The organism is Ancylobacter koreensis, assembly GCF_023016525.1.
Lineage (GTDB): Bacteria > Pseudomonadota > Alphaproteobacteria > Rhizobiales > Xanthobacteraceae > Ancylobacter > Ancylobacter koreensis.
On the sequence record NZ_JALKCG010000001.1, the window covers coordinates 634,804 to 652,712 of the forward strand.

The 17,909-nt window shown below is 70.6% G+C and carries 22 protein-coding genes; 12 read left to right on the top strand and 10 right to left on the bottom strand.

The features are described 5' to 3' along the window. Positions 1-57 precede the first annotated feature (57 nt). The 3 genes from MWN33_RS02880 to MWN33_RS02890 form a co-directional block, all read right to left on the bottom strand. A complete protein-coding gene (locus tag MWN33_RS02880) occupies positions 58-249 on the bottom strand; it encodes a DUF3008 family protein (protein WP_247198630.1) in 192 nt (63 codons plus the stop codon). 97 nt (positions 250-346) lie between these two features. After that, positions 347-853, bottom strand: a complete 507-nt coding sequence (locus tag MWN33_RS02885; protein ID WP_247198631.1) for a YciE/YciF ferroxidase family protein — start codon at positions 851-853, stop codon at positions 347-349. Positions 854-993: 140 nt separating this feature from the next. Further along, positions 994-1,449: a hypothetical protein gene (locus MWN33_RS02890; protein WP_247199813.1), complete on the bottom strand. Its 456-nt coding sequence runs from the start codon at positions 1,447-1,449 to the stop codon at positions 994-996. Between the two features lie 220 nt (positions 1,450-1,669). On the opposite strand from MWN33_RS02890, the gene MWN33_RS02895 reads away from it, so the two are divergent. After that, on the top strand, positions 1,670-2,821 hold the full coding sequence (locus MWN33_RS02895) for a M20 aminoacylase family protein (protein WP_247199769.1): 1,152 nt from the start codon (positions 1,670-1,672) through the stop codon (positions 2,819-2,821). A gap of 1 nt (position 2,822) precedes the next feature. Beyond that, positions 2,823-4,055 (top strand): MFS transporter, encoded by a 1,233-nt coding sequence (locus MWN33_RS02900; protein WP_247198632.1) that lies wholly within the window; start codon positions 2,823-2,825, stop codon positions 4,053-4,055. On the opposite strand, the gene MWN33_RS02905 is transcribed toward MWN33_RS02900, so the two are convergent. Both MWN33_RS02905 and tal read right to left on the bottom strand, forming a co-directional pair. Then, positions 4,056-4,814, bottom strand: coding sequence for a sulfite exporter TauE/SafE family protein (locus MWN33_RS02905; protein WP_247198633.1), 759 nt, complete (start codon positions 4,812-4,814; stop codon positions 4,056-4,058). It abuts the gene before it with no gap. 38 nt (positions 4,815-4,852) lie between these two features. After that, positions 4,853-5,824, bottom strand: a complete 972-nt coding sequence (tal, locus tag MWN33_RS02910; RefSeq protein ID WP_247198634.1) for a transaldolase — start codon at positions 5,822-5,824, stop codon at positions 4,853-4,855. Positions 5,825-6,042: 218 nt separating this feature from the next. Between tal and MWN33_RS02915 the strand changes: the two genes are divergently transcribed. From MWN33_RS02915 to MWN33_RS02925, 3 genes are read left to right on the top strand one after another with little or no spacing between them, the layout of a single operon-like run. Further along, positions 6,043-6,885, top strand: coding sequence for a hypothetical protein (locus MWN33_RS02915; protein WP_247198635.1), 843 nt, complete (start codon positions 6,043-6,045; stop codon positions 6,883-6,885). 33 nt (positions 6,886-6,918) lie between these two features. Continuing rightward, positions 6,919-7,551, top strand: a complete 633-nt coding sequence (locus MWN33_RS02920) for a chromate transporter (protein WP_247198636.1) — start codon at positions 6,919-6,921, stop codon at positions 7,549-7,551. Further along, a complete protein-coding gene (locus MWN33_RS02925; protein ID WP_247198637.1) occupies positions 7,548-8,099 on the top strand; it encodes a chromate transporter in 552 nt (183 codons plus the stop codon). The genes MWN33_RS02920 and MWN33_RS02925 overlap by 4 nt, the downstream gene beginning before the upstream one ends. 6 nt (positions 8,100-8,105) lie before the next feature. On the opposite strand, the gene MWN33_RS02930 is transcribed toward MWN33_RS02925, so the two are convergent. After that, entirely contained in the window at positions 8,106-8,801 is a 696-nt protein-coding gene (locus MWN33_RS02930; protein ID WP_247198638.1) for a TIGR00266 family protein, read from the bottom strand. Between the two features lie 174 nt (positions 8,802-8,975). Here MWN33_RS02930 and MWN33_RS02935 point away from each other — a divergent pair, with 174 nt between their 5' ends. Beyond that, complete coding sequence (locus tag MWN33_RS02935; protein ID WP_247198639.1) at positions 8,976-9,338, top strand: hypothetical protein; 363 nt, start codon at positions 8,976-8,978, stop codon at positions 9,336-9,338. A 70-nt stretch (positions 9,339-9,408) separates the two neighbouring features. Here MWN33_RS02935 and MWN33_RS02940 read toward each other — a convergent pair whose 3' ends face one another. Both MWN33_RS02940 and MWN33_RS02945 read right to left on the bottom strand, forming a co-directional pair. Next, entirely contained in the window at positions 9,409-9,756 is a 348-nt protein-coding gene (locus tag MWN33_RS02940) for a hypothetical protein (RefSeq protein ID WP_247198640.1), read from the bottom strand. 13 nt (positions 9,757-9,769) lie between these two features. Further along, positions 9,770-10,360, bottom strand: a complete 591-nt coding sequence (locus tag MWN33_RS02945) for a DUF6101 family protein (protein ID WP_247198641.1) — start codon at positions 10,358-10,360, stop codon at positions 9,770-9,772. Positions 10,361-10,601: 241 nt separating this feature from the next. On the opposite strand from MWN33_RS02945, the gene MWN33_RS02950 reads away from it, so the two are divergent. The 5 genes from MWN33_RS02950 (at position 10,602) to lpxK (ending at position 14,843) form a co-directional block, all read left to right on the top strand. Continuing rightward, a complete protein-coding gene (locus MWN33_RS02950; protein ID WP_247198642.1) occupies positions 10,602-11,438 on the top strand; it encodes a 3'(2'),5'-bisphosphate nucleotidase CysQ in 837 nt (278 codons plus the stop codon). Between the two features lie 71 nt (positions 11,439-11,509). Further along, positions 11,510-11,758 (top strand): DUF4170 domain-containing protein, encoded by a 249-nt coding sequence (locus tag MWN33_RS02955; protein ID WP_247198643.1) that lies wholly within the window; start codon positions 11,510-11,512, stop codon positions 11,756-11,758. A 9-nt stretch (positions 11,759-11,767) separates the two neighbouring features. Continuing rightward, positions 11,768-12,514: a lysophospholipid acyltransferase family protein gene (locus MWN33_RS02960; RefSeq protein ID WP_247198644.1), complete on the top strand. Its 747-nt coding sequence runs from the start codon at positions 11,768-11,770 to the stop codon at positions 12,512-12,514. Positions 12,515-12,522: 8 nt separating this feature from the next. Then, a complete protein-coding gene (locus tag MWN33_RS02965; protein ID WP_247198645.1) occupies positions 12,523-13,818 on the top strand; it encodes a 3-deoxy-D-manno-octulosonic acid transferase in 1,296 nt (431 codons plus the stop codon). A 5-nt stretch (positions 13,819-13,823) separates the two neighbouring features. Continuing rightward, the gene (gene lpxK, locus MWN33_RS02970) at positions 13,824-14,843 is read left to right on the top strand and encodes a tetraacyldisaccharide 4'-kinase (RefSeq protein ID WP_247198646.1); all 1,020 of its coding nucleotides are present in this window, start codon (positions 13,824-13,826) and stop codon (positions 14,841-14,843) included. A 14-nt stretch (positions 14,844-14,857) separates the two neighbouring features. Here the strand turns inward: lpxK and MWN33_RS02975 are convergent, their stop codons facing one another. Next, the gene (locus tag MWN33_RS02975; protein ID WP_247198647.1) at positions 14,858-15,076 is read right to left on the bottom strand and encodes a DUF2093 domain-containing protein; all 219 of its coding nucleotides are present in this window, start codon (positions 15,074-15,076) and stop codon (positions 14,858-14,860) included. 82 nt (positions 15,077-15,158) lie between these two features. Then, positions 15,159-16,730, bottom strand: a complete 1,572-nt coding sequence (gene xseA / locus MWN33_RS02980; protein WP_247198648.1) for an exodeoxyribonuclease VII large subunit — start codon at positions 16,728-16,730, stop codon at positions 15,159-15,161. A gap of 233 nt (positions 16,731-16,963) precedes the next feature. Between xseA and MWN33_RS02985 the strand changes: the two genes are divergently transcribed. Beyond that, complete coding sequence (locus MWN33_RS02985) at positions 16,964-17,905, top strand: glycine--tRNA ligase subunit alpha (RefSeq protein WP_247198649.1); 942 nt, start codon at positions 16,964-16,966, stop codon at positions 17,903-17,905. The last annotated feature ends 4 nt before the right edge of the window (positions 17,906-17,909 follow it).

Consider the following 17,909-nt stretch of genomic DNA (forward strand, 5'->3'; position numbering starts at 1 on the left):
GGCATGAACGCGGTGCCGGGCGTCATCGTTCCCGCCCGCAGCGCGGACCTGCGCAGATCAGCGGGGGTTCTCGACGTGATCGGGCTTGCCCTTGCGCGAGGTCGAGGCGAGCTCCTCCAGCTCCTTCTCGGTCATCGAGCCGGCCATTTCTTTCGACGCGCCGCGCAGCGAGCTCTTGCTCGCCTCGCCGCGCTTGGCGGCGAGCGCCGCGCCGGCCGCCTTCTGCTGTGCCTTGGATTTTGCGGGCATGACTGCCTCCCTTGGGGTGAAAAACGACCGGCCACCGGCCCGGACAGGGGAGGATCCGGGCCGGCGCCGGCATCGCGCGTCGTCTCCGCGCGCCGCCTTACTCGGCGGCGTGCAGGTTGACGCGGGATTCCGCGAGCTTGGTCAGCTTGGTGTCGGCGTTCTTCTCCTCGGCGAGGTTCTTCGTCAGCACGCCGGCGCAGTCGGGCCTGCCGAGCAGCTTGGCCCAGGCGATGAGCGTGCCGTAGCGGGTCATCTCGTAATGCTCCACCGCCTGCGCGGCAGCGATCAGCGCCGCGTCGAGCACCTGCTTGTCGGCGACATCGCCGGCGATCTCCTCGGCCTCGTCGATGATGCCGTCGATCGCCGGGCAGTTGACCGCCTTCGGCTCGATGCCGTGCATGCGGAAGACTTCCTCGACGCGCAGTATGTGGTTCTCGGTCTCGCCGAGATGGTTCTGGAAATCCGCCTTCAGCTGCGCATCGCTCGCCTTGTCGATCATGGTCGGCAGCGACTTGGCGATCTTCTTCTCCGCGTAATAGATGTCCTGCAGCGTGTGCACGAATAGATCGTCCATCGTCTTGATGTCTTTCGAGAACAGACCCATGGTGAATTCCTCCTGACAGAGCCGGTAATCATTTAGGGTTTTGTGGTATTCGGCCGCGCGGATACATTTCCGTCCGCAGCCGGATATCGGGAAAACAGGTTCGCGGCGGGAACGTTCCCGGCCGCAGGAGCAAAGACGCCTCAGAGCAGCGTGCCCGGCGCCGGCTGTCCGGGGTCGCGCGGCGGCAGGTCGATGGGCGCCGGACCCGGCTCGTCGCCGGGTTCCTCTACGTCCGGCACGATATCCGGGTCGGGGTCGGGCGGCGTCACCGGGTCGTCGATGGCCGGCGGCGGCCGCTCGGACGGCTCGCGAGGGCCGGCCGCCCGCAGCTCCGTGCCGGTGCCCGGGCGCTGCGGCGGCGGCGCCGGCGGCGGATCGCTGATGATCGGCTCCTCGGGATCGCGCACCGGCGTAATCTCCGGGTCGCGCACCGGCGCCGGACCGGGAGCGGGACCCGGCGCGGGACCGGGCGTCGGCCGCGGATCGGGGGTCGGCGCAGGCCCCGGCATGGGCGGCACGCCGGGCACCGGCGCATCGGGCTGGCCGGGCACGGCGGCATATGGCGTCGGCTCAGGGGTTGTCAGCATGGCGTTCATGGCCGGTTCCTCCGTTTGGACCGTGTCGGGACCAACGTCCCCTCGACCGGGGGGTTCCTCGTCCTCGCGGCGCGCCGGAGCTTGCCGGCCGCTTCCGCCCGCGATAAGCCCGGCCCACCGGCACGCCAGCAAAGGTGGACGCGATATGGCCAAGGACGCGCAGCAGGACGGCCCGGACAGACTCTATGGCGCCGGCGTCAGCCCCGGTGTCCTTCCCGCCCTGGCGGCGCAGGCGGACGAACTCGCCGGCTGGCGCCACACGCTGCACGCCATGCCGGAGACCGCCTTCGAGGAGACGCGCACCGGCGCCTTCGTCGCGCAGAAGCTGGAGAGCTTCGGCCTGCCCGTGCATCGGGGGCTGGCCGGCACCGGGCTGGTGGCGACGCTGACGGGAAAAGCTGGTGAGGGCCCCGCCATCGGCCTGCGCGCCGACATGGACGCGCTCGACATCCATGAGGCGACCAATCTGCCGTGGCGCTCCGACACGCCCGGCAAGATGCACGCCTGCGGCCATGACGGGCACATGACCATGCTGCTCGCCGCTGCGCGCCACCTCAGCCGGAATCCCGACTTCGCCGGCACGGTGCACTTCATCTTCCAGCCGGCCGAGGAGAACGAGGGCGGCGGCAAGGTCATGGTCGAGCAGGGCCTGTTCGACCTGTTTCCGATGCAGGCGGTGTATGGGCTGCACAACTGGCCGAACGCGCCCTTCGGCACCTTTCTCGGCCGGCCCGACGCCATGTTCGCCGCCTTCGACATCTTCGAGGTGAAGGTGATCGGGCGTGGCGCCCATGCCGCCATGCCCCAGCGCGGCATCGACCCGGTGCTGGCGGCCTCCCACCTCGTCGCCCAGCTTCAGTCCATCGTCTCGCGCTCGGTGAGCCCGCAGGAGGCGGTGGTGGTCACCGTCACCCAGATTCATGGCGGCGATACCTGGAACGTGATCCCCGACGAGGTGCTGCTGCGCGGCACGGTGCGCAGCTTCTCGCGCGAGGTGCGCGACCTCGCCGAGACGCGCTTCCGCGCCATCGTGGAAGGCGTGTGCGCGGCGCAGGGCGCGCGTGCCGAGATCCGCTACGACCGGCGCTACCCCTCGCTGGTCAATCACGCTCACGAATTCGGGCTGGCGCTGGCCGCCGCGCGGGCGACGGTGGGCGAGGCCATCGTGCCCGATTTCGAGCCGATCATGGCGGCGGAGGATTTCGCCTACATGCTGGAGGCGGTGCCGGGCGCCTATCTGTGCCTCGCCAGCGGCCCGGGACCCAACCTGCACAACGCCCATTACGACTTCAACGACGCGTTGCTGCCGGTGGGCGCCAGCTACTGGGTCAATCTGGTGAGCGACGTGCTTGCGCCGGCGCGGCCTGCCTGACGTGGATGCCGCAGCGCCCGAGGCGCGTCACCGGCCGCCGGACGGGCGCTCGCCCTTCATCATCGGGCTGGGCGTCGCCCAGCTCTGTTCCTGGGGCTCGCTCTATTACAGCTTTCCCCAGATCGCGCAGGCGATGAGCGTCGAACTCGGCTGGTCGAAGGCCGAGCTCTACGGCGCGGCGACGCTCGGTCTCGCGCTGGCAGGTCTTGCCGCCTATCCCGCCGGCCTCGCCATCGACCGCGGCCATGGCCGACCGGTCATGGCGGGCGGCTCGGCGCTGGCGGGGCTGTTGTTCCTGCTGTGGTCGCAGGCGGGGAGCCTGATGCTGTTCTATGCCGCCGTCGCTGGGCTCGGCGTGGTGCAGGCGGCGACGCTCTACGAGCCTGCCTTCGCCGTCGTCGCCCGCCGTGCCGGCCCGCTCAACGCCCGCCCCGGCATCACCGCGCTGACCCTGTGGGGCGGCTTCGCCTCCACCGTCTTCATCCCGCTCATCCAGTTCCTCATCGAGGCGGTGGGCTGGCGGGACACGCTGCTGGTGCTCGGCGCGGTGAACGTGCTGGTCTGCGCAAGCGCCAACTACCTCGCCATCGACCCCTCCCGCGACGCCCTGCCGCCGCGCGTGCCGGACGACGCGCTGCCGCGCCGCTCGCCCGTGGCGCAGGCGCTGCGCCAGCCGGCCTTCTGGGCGCTGGCGCTCGCCTTCACCGCCTATTCCGCGATGTTCTCGGGCTTCACCTTTCACGTCTACCCGCTGCTGGTGGAGCGCGGCTTCGACATTGCCAGCGTGGTCGGCGCCCTCGCCATCATCGGCCCGGCGCAGGTCGCCGGCCGGGTGGTGGTGTCGGTGTTCGCCCCGCGCGCGCCGGTGCGGGCGGTTGGTGCGGTGATCGTGGCTGTGTTCCCGCTCGCCTTCCTGGCGCTGGAGTTCATGCCGCCGCATTTCGAATGGGTGGCGCTGTTCGCCGTCGGCTACGGCGCGGTGAACGGCATCATCACCATCGTGCGCGGGCTGGCGGTGCCCGAGCTGATCACGCGGCGGGCCTATGGCGCGGTGAACGGGGTTCTCTCGCTGCCGGCGACCTTCTCGCGCGCGCTCGCCCCGGCGGGTCTCGCGGCGTTGTGGACGGCGACGGGTTCCTACGACGCGGTGCTCTTCGCCATCATCGCGCTGGCGCTGGTGCTCGCCCTCGGCTTCTGGACCGCCGCGCTCGTCGCCCGGCCGGCCGAGGACTGATCAGGCCCCCAGCATCAGCCGCGCGCCGTCCCAGGTCAGCTTGAGCGAGATCAGGAACAGCGCGCCCATCACCAGCCGGTAGAACAGCTTCTCCGGCAGGATGCGTGTCAGCTTCACCCCGACGAAGGTGGCCGCGACCGCCACCGGCATCAGCAGCGCCGTGACAGTGAGGTTGGCCGGGTTGAGCTGGCCGAGCGACCAGTAGGGAATGAGCTTGATGGCGTTGACGGCGGCGAAGGTCAGCGTCGTGGTGCCGGCATAGACCATCTTCGGCAGCTTCTGCGGCACCACATACATCTGGTAGGGCGGCGCCCCGCCATGACTGACGAAGCTGGTAAAGCCCGACACCGCGCCCCAGAACAGCCCGCGCGGCAGGTCCGCCGGCCGCGCCGCCTGCCCCGCCCCGCCGAGCCAGCGTATGAGGCAGAAGGCGAGGCCGATCAGTCCGACGATGAGCATCACCTCGGCGTCGGTGACGATGGAGGCGGTGGCCCAGCCGATGCCGATGCCGACCGTGGCGGCGGGAATGAGGATGGCGAGGTTGCGGGTGGAGAATTCGCGCCGGTAGGCCCACACGCCGAACATGTCGCTGACGACATAGACCGGCAGCAGCAGGCCGGCCGCCGTCACCGGCGACATGAACAGCGCCATGGTAGGCACGGCGAGGGAGCCGATCATCGGCACCCCGCCCTTGCTCATGCCGACGAAGACGGCGGCAAGGCCTGCGGCCAGCGCAAAGCCGATTTCGGGAGGGATCATGCGTACGCCATCGAAAAAGGAGGCCGGAGCCTCCTCTATCAGGCCGCCTTGGCGCCTTCCAGCCGCTTGGCGACCATGCCGCGCAGCGTGCGCAGGTCCTTCACGAAGAGCCGGATGCCTTCCGAGAGCTTCTCGGTGGCCATCTGGTCCTCGTTGAGCGCGAAGCGGAACGCCTTCTCGTCGAGATGAAGCCGCTCCGGCGCGCCCGTCGTGTCGGCCGGATCGAGGCGGCGCTCCAGCACGCCCTCGTCGGCGGCGAGCTGGTCGAGCAGCGCCGGGCCGATGGTGAGCCGGTCGCAGCCGGCCAGCGCCTCGATCTCGCCGGTGTTGCGGAAGGAGGCGCCCATCACCACGGTCGGGATGCCGTGCTTCTTGTAGTAGGCGTAGATCTGGCGGACCGACACGACGCCCGGATCGGTCTCGGCGGTGAACGGGCCTTCGCCCGCCTTCACGTGCCAGTCGAGGATGCGCCCGACGAAGGGCGAGATGAGGAAGGCGCCGGCATCCGCCCCGGCCGCCGCCTGGGCGAGCGAGAACAGCAGGGTCAGGTTGCAGTCGATGCCTTCCTTCTGAAGGATCTCCGCAGCGCGGATGCCTTCCCAGGTCGAGGCCAGCTTGATGAGGATGCGCTCGCGCCCGACGCCGCGCTCCTCATAGGACTTGATGAAGGAGCGGGCCTTGGCCAGCGAGGCCTCGGTGTCGAAGGAGAGGTCGGCATCCACTTCCGTGGAGACGCGGCCGGGCACGATTTTGGAGAGCTCGGCGCCGAAGTTCAGCGCCAGCCGGTCGCAGGTGGCGTCCACCACCGCTTGCGAGGCGCCGCCCTGCCGGCGGCCCCACTCGATCGCCTCGTCGACGAGGAAGGCATAGGCCGGCATCTCGGCGGCCTTGAGCAGCAGGGTCGGGTTGGTGGTGCAGTCCTGCGGCTTCAGCCGGCGCACCGTCTCGATGTCGCCGGTGTCGGAGACGACGACGGTCATGGCACGCAGTTGGTCGAGCTTGGAGGGCATGGCGCTGTCTCTTTCTCGCCGGAGCGGCCGTCGCGGCCGCGTCCGCAGGGGCTGTTCGTGATCCGCATGGTTGGACCACATTTGGGTGGCCTCGTTCAAGGTGCGCGCCGGCATGACGCGCGTGTGACGAGGCTTGATCGATCCGCTTGTCGCGCTGGCGTCGGCGGCGTAAATCTTCTGCTTCTGCATGCGGCGGGCCGCGAGGCGGCGGAGCTTCCATGGACGATATCCACTACCGTGAATACAAGATCCTGCTTCGCCCGGAACGGTTCTTCGACCCGCATCAGTTCGAGGTGTACTGGCACAAGCTGTGCCTGATCGCGCCCGAGTTCAAGGTCGGCGTCACCACCAACAAGGACGGCTTCAAGCGCCAGGTCCGCGAGGTGCTGTTCTACGACACGCCCGATTACGACCTCTACCGCAACGCCTTCATCCTGCGTAAGCGCACCTTCTACACCGATGGCTGGCCCGATTCCGAGCATGAGCTGACGCTCAAGTTCCGCCACCCCGATCTGGCGACCGCCGCGGGCGTCGACGTGGTGCCGCATATGAGCGGGCGCGCCGACATCAAGTTCAAGGAAGAGCTGCTGCCGCTCAAGGACGAGCTCGGAGGCATGCGCTCGCTCTACTCGCACAATTGCGTGCTGCTGACGCCCGGCCTCGTGCTCGACGAGGGGCTGGGGCGCATCACCTCGGTCTTCCCCGAACTCGCGGAGCACTGCCCGGCCGATACCGGCGCCAAGGTGTCGCTGGTCAACAACCTGCCGGTCGAGGAGGTGCAGGTGAATGTCGGTTCCTTTGACTTCGGCCACGGCCTCATTGCCAAGGCGACCATCGCGGTCTGGCGCGAGCGCGCCACCGAGACCTCGATCATCGGCGAATTCGCCTTCCAGGCGAAGTTCGACCGCTACGACGCGCTGCACGCCAAAGCGGTGGCGCGCTCGGAGGAGTTCTTCAAGGCGGCGCAGACCCACGCACCGGAATGGGTGAAGCTCGGCGCCACCAAGACGGCGCTGGTCTACAATTTCGGCAAGCAGCTCGTGGCGAGCCACGAGGGCTGAGCGCGGACGACGACGCACACGGGACCGCCCGCCATGACTTCCCCCATCCCGCCCGGCACCGGTAGCGCCGACGCGCCGGCACCCTACGCCGTGCCGCGCGACGTGCCGCTGTGGAGCATCTTCCTCACCTTCCTGTTCATCGGCGCCATCAGCTTCGGCGGCGGCGTGGTGGCCTATCTGCGCTCCAGCCTCGTCCTCCAGAAGCGCTGGCTCGACGAGGAGCATTTTCTCTCCGCCCTCGGCATCGCGCAGGCGTTGCCGGGCCTCAACGCCACCAATATGAGCATCATCGTCGGCGACCGGCTGCGCGGTGTGGCCGGCGCCATCGTCGCCTTCGCCGGCATGACGCTGCCCGGCGGCACCATGGTTCTGGTGCTCGGCGTGCTCTACGCCGCCAACGCCCATAACCCTTACGTGAACGCCGCCCTCGTCGGCGTCGGCGCCGCAGCGGTGGGCATGCTCTCGGCGGTGACGCTGCAGATCGGGCGCAGGCAGCTCGGCGAGATCGTCAACGTCACCATCATCGTGGTGACGGTGCTGATGGTGAGCTTCCTGCACATCTCGCTGGTCTGGGTGCTGCTCACCGTCGGGCCGGTGGCGGTCTTCCTGTTCCGTCCGAAAAAGGGCGACGCGCCGGTCGAGCGCGGGCCGGGAGGCGTGTCGTGAACGAGAATCTCTCCGTCTTCGCGGTCTTCTCGTTGCTCTCCGTGCTGGCGGTCGGCGGGGGCGCCGCCGTGCTGCCGGAGACCAAGGAGCTCGTCGTCGGCAGCTATCACTGGCTCAGCGACGACCAGTTCCGAGACATTTACGGCCTCGGGCAGGTGGTGCCGGGCCCGAACATGCTGATGGTGATCGTGATCGGCTATCACGTCACCGGCTTCACGGGTGCGCTGCTGGCCTTTCTCGGCTTCTTCCTGCCCGCCGGGGCGATCTCCTGGGCGGCCTCGCGGGTGTGGGACCATTTCGAGGGCTCGCCCTGGCGCCGCTCGCTTCAGCAGGGGCTCGCCCCGCTGGTGGTCGGGCTGATGGCGGCGGGCACCATCTCCATCGCACGCACCGCCATCGACGGCACGCTGACCATCCTCATCGCCATCGGCGTGTTCGCCGGGGTCTACTTCATGAAGAAGGTGAACCCGGCGATCCTCGTGCTCGGCGGCGGCCTCGTCGGGCTGGTGCTGCTCAGCGGCACCGGCGCCGGCATGCCCCCAGGCTGAGCGCCCTCAGCCCTGCTTGCCCGGCAGGTAGGGGGCGAGGGCGTGGGCGAGGCTCGGCGCGGTGAGCGACTGCAGCCACACCTTGCCCGGCCCGGAAAGCCGCACGAGGAACAGCCCGTCGCCGCCGAACAGCGCGTTGCGTATGCCGCGCATCGTCGTCAGCTCGAAGGCGACGCTCTCCTCGAACATGCCGACATGGCCGGGATGCACCAGCAGCGACTGGCCGGGCTGGAGTTCATACGTGACGAGCTCGCCGCTCAGCTCGACGAAGGCGCTGGCCTGGCCGGCCAGCTTCTGCAGCATGAAGCCCTCGCCGCCGAACACTGCCCCGCCCAGCGTCTGCTGGAAGGCGGTGGTCACCTCGATGCCGGGCGAGCCGCAGACGAAGCCGTGCCGGTGCACGATGTAGCCGCCCCCCGGCGCGATCTCAACCGGCACGAAACTGCCCGGCAGCTTGGCGGCGAAGGCGACATTGCCCGGCCCGCGCTCGGCGTGGAACTCGGTCATGAACAGTCCGCCGCCGGACACCGCCCGGCTCACCAGCCCGAACAGCCCGCCCGCGCCGCCGCCGGCGGTCGAGGTGGTGAGCGTGACGTCGCCCGACATCCAGGAGAGCTGGTCCGGCACGCCGACGATGCGGTCGCCGGCGTCGAGCTGGATTTCGAGCACGGGAAGGGTGGTGCCGATGATCTTGGAGCGCATGGGAGGTCTCCGGGTATGGCCTCGGGGAGCGGGTGGCGCGGAGCATAGCAAGGCCGCCCCGAAAGTCGCCGGTGGGCCGGGAATTTTTTCGCCGCCGCATGGGGTTACGGCTGGCGCGGGCAGGCGGCCGTGCTATCGTCCGCCGCATTGATAACAACATTCGGGAGTGCCTTGATGACTGGCCGTTCCGTGATGTCTTCCCTCGTTGCCCGCCCCCTGCGCCATCTGCGCCGGGCGGTGCTCGCTGTCGCTCTCGTGCTCGGAGCATTCTCCGCCGCCGGCCTCGCCTCCGGCGGCGCGGAGGCCGCTGTCGCCTCTCCGACGCTCGGCGCCGCCGTGCCGGCGCTGCCCGGCACCGCCTCCACCCTGCCGGTGGAGAATGTGCGCTGGGTCTGCGGCCCGTGGCGCTGCGTGTGGCGGCCGAACTGGAACTACTGGTACGTACCGCCTTACGCGCGCGGCTGGGGCCCGCCGGTGCGTCCCGGCTGCTTCTGGCGGCGCAACTGGGGCGGCGCCTGGGTGCATGTCTGCCCCTGAGCCGTCCTGCGGCCGAAAAGACGAAGGGCGCCCTCGGGCGCCCTTTTTCATGCGGCGGACCCGTGAGCGACTATTTGAGCCCGATCAGGCTCCGCGCCTTCGCCACCTCGGCGAGGCACTTGGCCTCCTCGCCCGCCGCCTGTGCCGCACGGGCCTCGTCGAGGGCCTTCTGCGCACGCATCGGCACGGTGCCGTCGCCGATCGCCGCCTCGCTCCTGGCGAGGCCCGCTGGGCTGGGGTCATGGTCGAGCAGGGCGCCGGTGCTCTCGTCCGCGGTCGCGCCTTTCGCGGCGACCGCCTCGATATAGGTGTCGAGCGCCGCCTGCGTGGGCTCCAGCATCGCCGCGCAGGAGGCGGCGGAAGCGGCGGCCGGCGCGGCGAGCAGCAGCGCGGCGGCGAGCGGGGTCAGCAATTTCATTGGCGGCGCTCCTTCAGTCCCGCGCGAACATCTCGCGCTCGCCGCGATGCACGGCGGGTTCGCCAAACGGGCGGCCGGCGGCGCGGCGGCGATAGACGCTCGGGCGCCGGTGCTTGAGCGGACCGCGACGCGGACGGCGCCCGCGCGCCTCGCCGACCACCAGCCGGCCGAGCGTGGCATAGGCCGGGCGGCGGGAGCCATCGGCTTCCGTCACCAGCATGGGCAGGCCGAGGGTCTCGCTCCAGCCGCGCCATTCCGCCACCACATCGTCGATATGCGGCGCGCTGTAGAGCGTCACCGACAGGGCGCTGTCGGCATGCACGAGAACGATGGCGACGCCTTCGCCCTCGCCCTCCGGGTCGAGCAGGGCGACCGCCAGCCCGTCATAGTCGCGCAGCGGCCGCGTCGCCTTCATCGGCACGCCGGCGACGCGCCGGCGCAGCACCACGCGCTCGATTCCCAGCTCCACCAGCCGCACGCCGTCGTCCGCGCCCTCGTCGAGCGACTGGAACACCAGCGGCCAGCCCTCGCCGGCCGGACGTTCCAGCGCGACATAAGGATAAGTCACCTGCAGAGGCCGCGCCTCCGCCCCCATCTGACGCATCTTGCCGCTCCCGCCGATGTTCCGGCTGTTGTTTGGCCATTACCGAGCCCGCAGGCTCCCTGTCATGGCGGCACGCTAGGCGAGGGCTCCCCCGCATCGGCTTAAGGGAAATGGTTGACCGTTTCTTCGCGGCCCTGCGGGGCCCGCGAATGGCTCCTATGCTTGACGAAAGCTTGTCGGAATCGCTCGCAATGCCGATATCGCCGTTGCGGGCACCTCGCCTTCGCCCTAATCCCTCTTGATGGACATCACCCCCATTCCGCACCCCGCATCCCCCGATTCCGCCGCCGTCCCCGCCGTCGATCCTCTCGCCGATCCCGCCATCGCCGCGCGCCATCTGGCAGACGCGGTGGTGGCCGCCGGCGCAGTCGCGGTGGCGATGTTCCGCGAGGGGGTGAAGAGTTGGTCCAAGCACAATGATTCCCCCGTCACCGAGGCGGACCTCGCCGTCGACCTGATGCTGCGCGAGCGCCTCAGCCTGATCGGTCCCGGCTATGGCTGGCTATCGGAGGAAACCGCCGACGAGCCCTCGCGCCTCTCGCGCCGGCGGGTGTGGATCGTGGATCCCATCGACGGCACCCGCGCCTATATGGCGGGCGGGCAGGACTGGTGCGTCGAGGCGGCGCTGGTGGAGGACGGCCGTCCGATCGCCGGCGCGCTGTTCGCGCCTGTCACTGACGAGCTGTTCGTCGCCGTGCTCGGCGGCGGGGCTACGCGAAACGGCCAGGCCATCGAGGTCTCGCGCACGCACGCGCTCGGCGGCGCGGTGGTGGATGGCCCGGCGCCCTGGCTCAACCACATCGACCGTGCAGGCCCGCTACGCCGGGTGACGCGCATCCGCTCGCTGGCGCTGCGGATCGCCCGCGTGGCGACGGGCGAGCTGGATGCGGCACTGGCGTCACCCAATGGCAATGATTGGGACCTTGCCGCAGCGGACCTTTTGGTGCACGAAGCAGGAGGACGCCTGACCACGCTCGACGGCCATCCTCTCGCCTATAATGCGCCGGTGCCGCGGCATGGCGCGCTGGTTTCCGCCGGCAGCGTGCTGCACCCGGCCCTGGTGGCGGCGGCACGCTGAGCGGACACGGGCGCGGGCTTCCGGCACGGGACCCACCCGGCACTGACGAAACCGGCACAGGACCAACCGGAATGACCGAGACCTCCTCACCCGCGCAGCTTCTGCATCTCGTCTTCGGCGGCGAGCTGGAGAACATCGACGGCGTCACCTTCAAGGACCTCGCCGGGCTCGACATCGTCGGTATCTACCCCAATTACGCCACCGCCCACGCCGCCTGGAAGGCCAAGGCGCAGCAGACGGTCGACAACGCGCAGATGCGCTATTTCATCGTCCATCTCCACCGCCTGCTGGATCCGGAAACCAGCACCAAGAGCAGCTGACCCTTCCTCATGTGGCGTCGACTGCGCACTTCACCGGCGGTCCGCTCCGCGCTCGGCCGCGGCATGGCCTCCTATCTGCGCCTCGTCTGGCGCACGCAGCGCGTGGTGATGGAGCCGGCCAATCTCTATGAGCTGGCCGACGCGCAGCTCCCGATGATCCTCACCTTCTGGCACGGCCAGCATTTCCTCACCCCCTTCCTGGTGAAGCCCTATCACCGGGCGCGGGTGATGATCTCGCGCAGCGCCGACGCCGACGTGAACGCCATCGCCGCCGAGGCGCTGGGCATCGGCACGGTGCGCGGCTCGGGCGCGCAGGGGCGCGACTTCCGCACCAAGGGCGGCTTCAACGCCACGCTGGAGATGATCCGCCATCTCGGCGAGGGCACCAACGTGGCGATGACCGCCGACGTGCCGAAGATCTCGCGCGTCGCCGGGCTCGGCGTCGTCACCATCGCCAAGCATTCCGGCCGGCCGATCTACCCGGTCGCCATCGCCACCTCGCGCCGCATCGTGGCGCGCAGCTGGGACAAGTCGGCGATCCATCTGCCCTTCGGCCGTGCCGCCGTGGTCGCCGGCGACGGTGTGCGTGTCGCCGCCGATGCCGGCCCCGAGGAACTGGAGGCCGCCCGCCGCGAATTGCAGCGCCAACTCGAGGTCGCCACCGCACGCGCCGAGGAACTGGTCGGCCGCCCGGCGGCGCCGGTGCGCGCGAGCGCGCGCGAGGGGGCTTCCCCCGCACAGGCGCCCGAGGGCTAGGACGCGCGATGGCGAAGGCGCGCACCTCCCTCCTCATCCGCCTCTACCGGGCGGCGACCTGGCTGGCGACGCCCTTCATCGGCCTGCTGCTGGCGCGCCGGCTCAAGCGCGGCAAGGAGGACGGCACCCGTCTGCGCGAGCGCTACGGCCATGCCGGCGCCCCCCGCCCGCGCGGCCCGCTGGTCTGGCTGCACGGGGCGAGCGTCGGCGAGATGATCGCCGTTCTGCCGCTGATCGACCGGCTGCGGGCGCGCGGCTTCCAGGTTCTGTTCACCTCGGGCACGCTGACCTCGGCGAAGCTCGCCACGGCGCGCCTGCCGCCTGACGTGCCGCACCAGTTCGTGCCGCTCGATTCGCCGCTCTTCCTGCGGCGCTTCCTCAAGCACTGGCGGCCGGACCTCGTGCTGCTGGTGGAATCCGAGCTGTGGCCCAACCTCATCTGCGAGGTGAGCGCGCGCGGCACGCCATTGGTGCTGGTGAACGCCCGCATGTCGCCGCGCTCCTTCGCGAGCTGGCAGCGCATCGCCGGCTCGGTCGGCGCGCTGCTGTCGCAGGTCGATCTGTGCCTTGCGCAGGGCGCGGAGGATGGCGGGCGTCTGCGCCGGCTCGGCGCGCCGCGCGTCACCGTCACCGGCAACCTGAAATTCGACGCGCCCCCGCCCCCGGTCGACCTTGCCGCCTTCGACGCGCTGGCGACCGCCGTGACCGGGCGCGAGGTGTTCGTCGCCGCCTCAACCCATCCGGGCGAGGAGGAGATCATCGTCGAGGCGCATCAGCGGCTCGCCAAGGAGATGCCCGGCCTGCTCACCGTCATCGCCCCGCGCCATCCCGAGCGCGGACCTGCGGTGGTGAAGCTCGCCACCGAGGCGGGCTGCCCGGCGGTGCTGCGCTCGGACGGCTATCTCCCCGATCGGGGCACCGGCATCTATGTCGCCGACACGATCGGCGAGCTCGGCATCTTCTACCGGCTGGGCGGGGTGGCGCTGCTGGGCGGCTCGCTGGCGCGCAAGGGCGGGCAGAACCCGATCGAGCCGATCAAGCTCGACACGGCGATCCTGCACGGCCCGCATGTGACGAATTTCGCCGAACTCTACGCCCGGCTCGACGAGGCGCGCGGGGCGGCGCCGGTGACGGACGCCCGTTCGCTCGCCGCCAGCGCCTACATGCTGCTCGCCGATGCCGCCTCGCGCCGGCGCATGGTCGGCGCCGGCCAGACGACGGTCGAGAGCTTCGGCGGCGCGCTGGAGCGAACGCTCGCGGCCATCGACCCCTATCTGGTACAGATAAGGCTGGAGAGGCACTGAGCGAGATGCGGGCGCCGGCTTTCTGGTGGCGGACGGAGCGCAGCGCGGCGGCGCGGCTGCTGTCGCCGCTCGGCGCGCTGGTGGGCGGCGCCACGCTGGCGCGCATGCGCCGGCCGGGCGCCGAGGTGGGCCTGCCGGTCGTGTGCATCGGTAACCCCACGGTGGGCGGCGCCGGCAAGACGCCGACCGTCATCGAGGTGGCGCGCCGGCTCGGCCTGCGCGGCCTCAGGCCCGCCGTGCTGTCGCGCGGCTATGGCGGGCGGCTTATCGGCCCGGTGCGGGTCGATCCGCTGCTGCACAGTGCCGAGGATGTGGGTGACGAGCCGCTGCTGCACGCGCGCGCCGTGCCGACCTTCGTCGCCCGCGACCGGCTGGCCGGCGCGCAGGCCGCCGCCCAGGCCGGCGCCGACATCCTCATCATGGATGACGGCTTCCAGAGCCCGACGCTCGCCAAGGCGCTGTCCATCCTCGTGGTCGACGCGGGCGTCGGCGTCGGCAACGGGCTGTGCCTGCCGGCGGGGCCCCTGCGCGCGCCGCTCGCCCCGCAGCTCGAACAGGCGCAGGCGCTCCTCGTGATCGGCGAGGGCGCGGGCGGCGAGCGGGTGGCGCGCGACGGCTACGCCGCCGGCACGGTGGTGCTGCGCGGACGCCTTGCCCCGGAAGCGCAGGCGGTGGCGCGGCTGTTCGGCAAGCGGGTGCTCGCCTATGCCGGCATCGGCCGTCCCGCCAAGTTCTTCGAGACGCTGCGCGGGCTCGGCGTGCTCACCACGCTGACGCGCGCCTTCCCCGACCATCACGTCTACACGGCGGCCGAGGTCGAGGAACTGCGCGCGCTGGCGGAGGAGAAGGACCTGGTGCTGGTCACGACGGAGAAGGACGCGATGCGCCTTGCCGGCAGCGATATCGGCCAGCATCTGCTCGACGTGTCGGACGTATTGCCGGTGCGCATGGCACTGGAGCCGCAGAGCGCGCGGGCGCTGGAGCGCATGCTGGCGGGACTGGGCAAGCGGCTCGAAGGCGGCTGACGCCGCTCCGGCCTCTAGCGCGCCCGCTCCGGGTGCAGCCGGGCGATCACCGCCTGCGGCGTGGCATAGGCTTCCTGCAGGTCGACGCTCCAGTAGCGCAGTTCGTCGAGCGGGATCGGCTCGCCGGTCACGGCGCAGCGCACGAAGGTGCCCGGACGCACGACCCGGAAGTCGCCGTCGAGATAGCGCAGCTCGGCTTCGCCGGAGGCTGAGAAACGTTCGAAGCGGTTCATGGTCCCGCTGATCCTGCTGTTCGTCCGGCCCCGACAATAGAGAACCGGGGCACCCCGCCGCAACCCCGACCGGCGTCGAGGCCTATCCGCCGAACAAGGTGGGTTGGCTGTCCTCGTCCGGCAAGGGACGCGCGCGCGGCGCGGCCGAGGATTTTCGCGGCGCCCGGGGCGGCTGTGCCGGGCCGCTCGGCGGAGGCGGCGAGCCGCCGCCCGCCACCGCCTCGACCCGCCCGTCGCGGAACTCGATCTGCAGCGCGTCGCCCGCCGTGATGCCTGCCGCCGCGTGCACCGGGACGCCGGACGCGTCGCGGACGAGGGCAAATCCACGCGCGAGCACGCCCTTGTAGGACAGCGCCTGCATGAGCTGTTCGAGCGCGCGCAGGCGGCGGGCGCGCTCCTGCTGGGAGCGCAGCAGCGCCGGCTTCAGCCGCGCATGCAGCCCCTCCGAGCGCTCGCGGGCACGGGAAATCCGCTCGCGATGCGCACCGGCATTGGCGCGCAGGGCCGAGGCGAGCCGGCCGGCGAACAGGTCGAAGCGCTCGCGCCGCCGCTCCACCAGACCGGCGAGGCGCTGTGGCGTGAAGCGGCCCTCGATGCGTGTCAGCGCCAGACGGTGCGCGCCGGCATTGGCCTTTAGCGCGCGCGGCAGCCGCTGGCCGGCAATGTCGAGCCGTTGGCGGGGCGAAGCGAGCAGCGCGTCGGCGCTCGGCAGCAGGCGGGCAAGGCCGCGCAGGTCGGCGCGCCGCCGGTCGAGCCCGCGCGCGAAGCTGGCGCGCAGCCGCGCATGCAGGCCCGCCACCTCGGCGACGAGATCGGCACGCACCGGCACCGTCATCTCGGCGGCGGCGGTCGGTGTGGGGGCGCGCACATCCGCCGCGAAGTCGATCAGCGTCACGTCGGTCTCGTGGCCGACGGCCGAGATCAGCGGAATCGCACTCTCCGCCGCCGCCCGCACTACGCTCTCCTCGGAAAAGCCGAGCAGGTCTTCCAGCGAGCCGCCGCCCCGCGCCACGATCAGCACGTCCGGGCGGGGAATCGGCCCGCCGACGGGGAGCGCGTTGAAGCCGCGTATGGCCGCGCTCACCTCGGCCCCCGAGGTGTCGCCCTGCACGCGCACCGGCCAGACCAGCACGTGGCGCGGGAAGCGGTCCTGAAGCCGGTGCAGGATGTCGCGGATCACCGCGCCGGTCGGCGAGGTGACGACGCCGACGACGCGCGGCAGGAAGGGCGGGCGGCGCTTGCGCTCGGGCGCGAACAGGCCCTCGGCGGCGAGGCGGCGCTTGCGCTCCTCCAGCATCGCCATGATGGCGCCGGCGCCGGCGAATTCGAGCTGCTCGATGACGATCTGGTAGGAGGACTTGCCGGGGAAGGTGGTGATGCGCCCGACGGCGACCACCTCCAGCCCTTCCTCGGGCTTCAGCCGCAGCCGGCCGAAATTGCCCTTCCACACCACGGCGTCGATACGCGCGTTCTGGTCCTTCAGGCTGAAATAGGCGTGGCCCGAGGAGTGCGGCCCGCGATAGCCGGAAATTTCGCCGCGCACCCGCACATGGCCGAAGGCGTCCTCCACCGTGCGCTTGAGCGCGCCGGAGAGTTCCGAGACGGTCCAGTCGGGGGCGTTGGAGGTCGGCGATTCGGGCGCGAGGTCGGACATGAGGGAGTGATAGTCGGATTTGGCTGAGGCGGAAACCGTGCGGCGGGGGGTGACGGCCCCCCACACGCCGTCATGGCCGGGCTTGACCCGGCCATCCTCGTGTTGCTGCCGCGCCGAAGGCGTGGATGCCCGGCCCAAGGCCAGGCATGACGGTGCATCCGCCTCCCCACCTTGATCCCCGCCCCGCCGCGCCTTAGGTTGCGCCGCCTTTCCCGCCCAACCGCCGAGCCTCCATGATCGATCCCGCTCTGCCGCCGCACATGCGCCCCGACAAGTCGTTCCAGGGGCTCATCCTTGCGCTCCATGCCTTCTGGGCAGACAAGGGCTGCGTCGTGCTCCAGCCCTACGACATGGAAGTCGGCGCCGGCACCTTCCACCCGGCGACCACGCTGCGCGCGCTGGGACCGCTGCCGTGGAAGGCGGCCTATGTGCAGCCCTCGCGCCGGCCCAAGGACGGGCGCTACGGCGAGAACCCGAACCGGCTGCAGCATTATTACCAGTATCAGGTCATCCTGAAGCCCTCGCCGACCGACCTGCAGGACCTCTACCTCGCCTCGCTCTCGGCCATCGGCATCGACCTGAACCTGCACGATGTGCGCTTCGTCGAGGACGACTGGGAGAGCCCGACGCTCGGGGCCTGGGGGCTCGGCTGGGAATGCTGGTGCGACGGCATGGAGGTGAGCCAGTTCACTTACTTTCAGCAGGTCGCCGGCTTCGAATGCGCCCCGGTCGCGGGCGAGCTGACCTACGGGCTTGAGCGCCTCGCCATGTATGTGCAGGGGGTCGAGAACGTCTACGACCTCAATTTCAACGGCCGCGAGGGCGACGAGAAGGTCACCTATGGCGACGTGTTCCTGCAGGCCGAGCAGGAATATTCGCGGCACAATTTCGAGCATGCCGACACGGCGATGCTGTTCGAGCAGTTCCGCATGGCCGAAAGCGCGGCGTCAAAATATCTCGAAGCCGGCTGGAGCGACGACCGCAGCCGCCATCTGATGGCGCAGCCGGCCTATGACCAGTGCATCAAGGCGAGCCACGTTTTCAATCTGCTGGACGCGCGCGGGGTGATTTCCGTCACCGAGCGGCAGAGCTACATCCTGCGGGTGCGTGAACTGGCCAAAGCCTGCGGCGCCGCCTGGCTCGCCACGGCCGCAGGCGGCACGCCCGCGGGGTGATGAT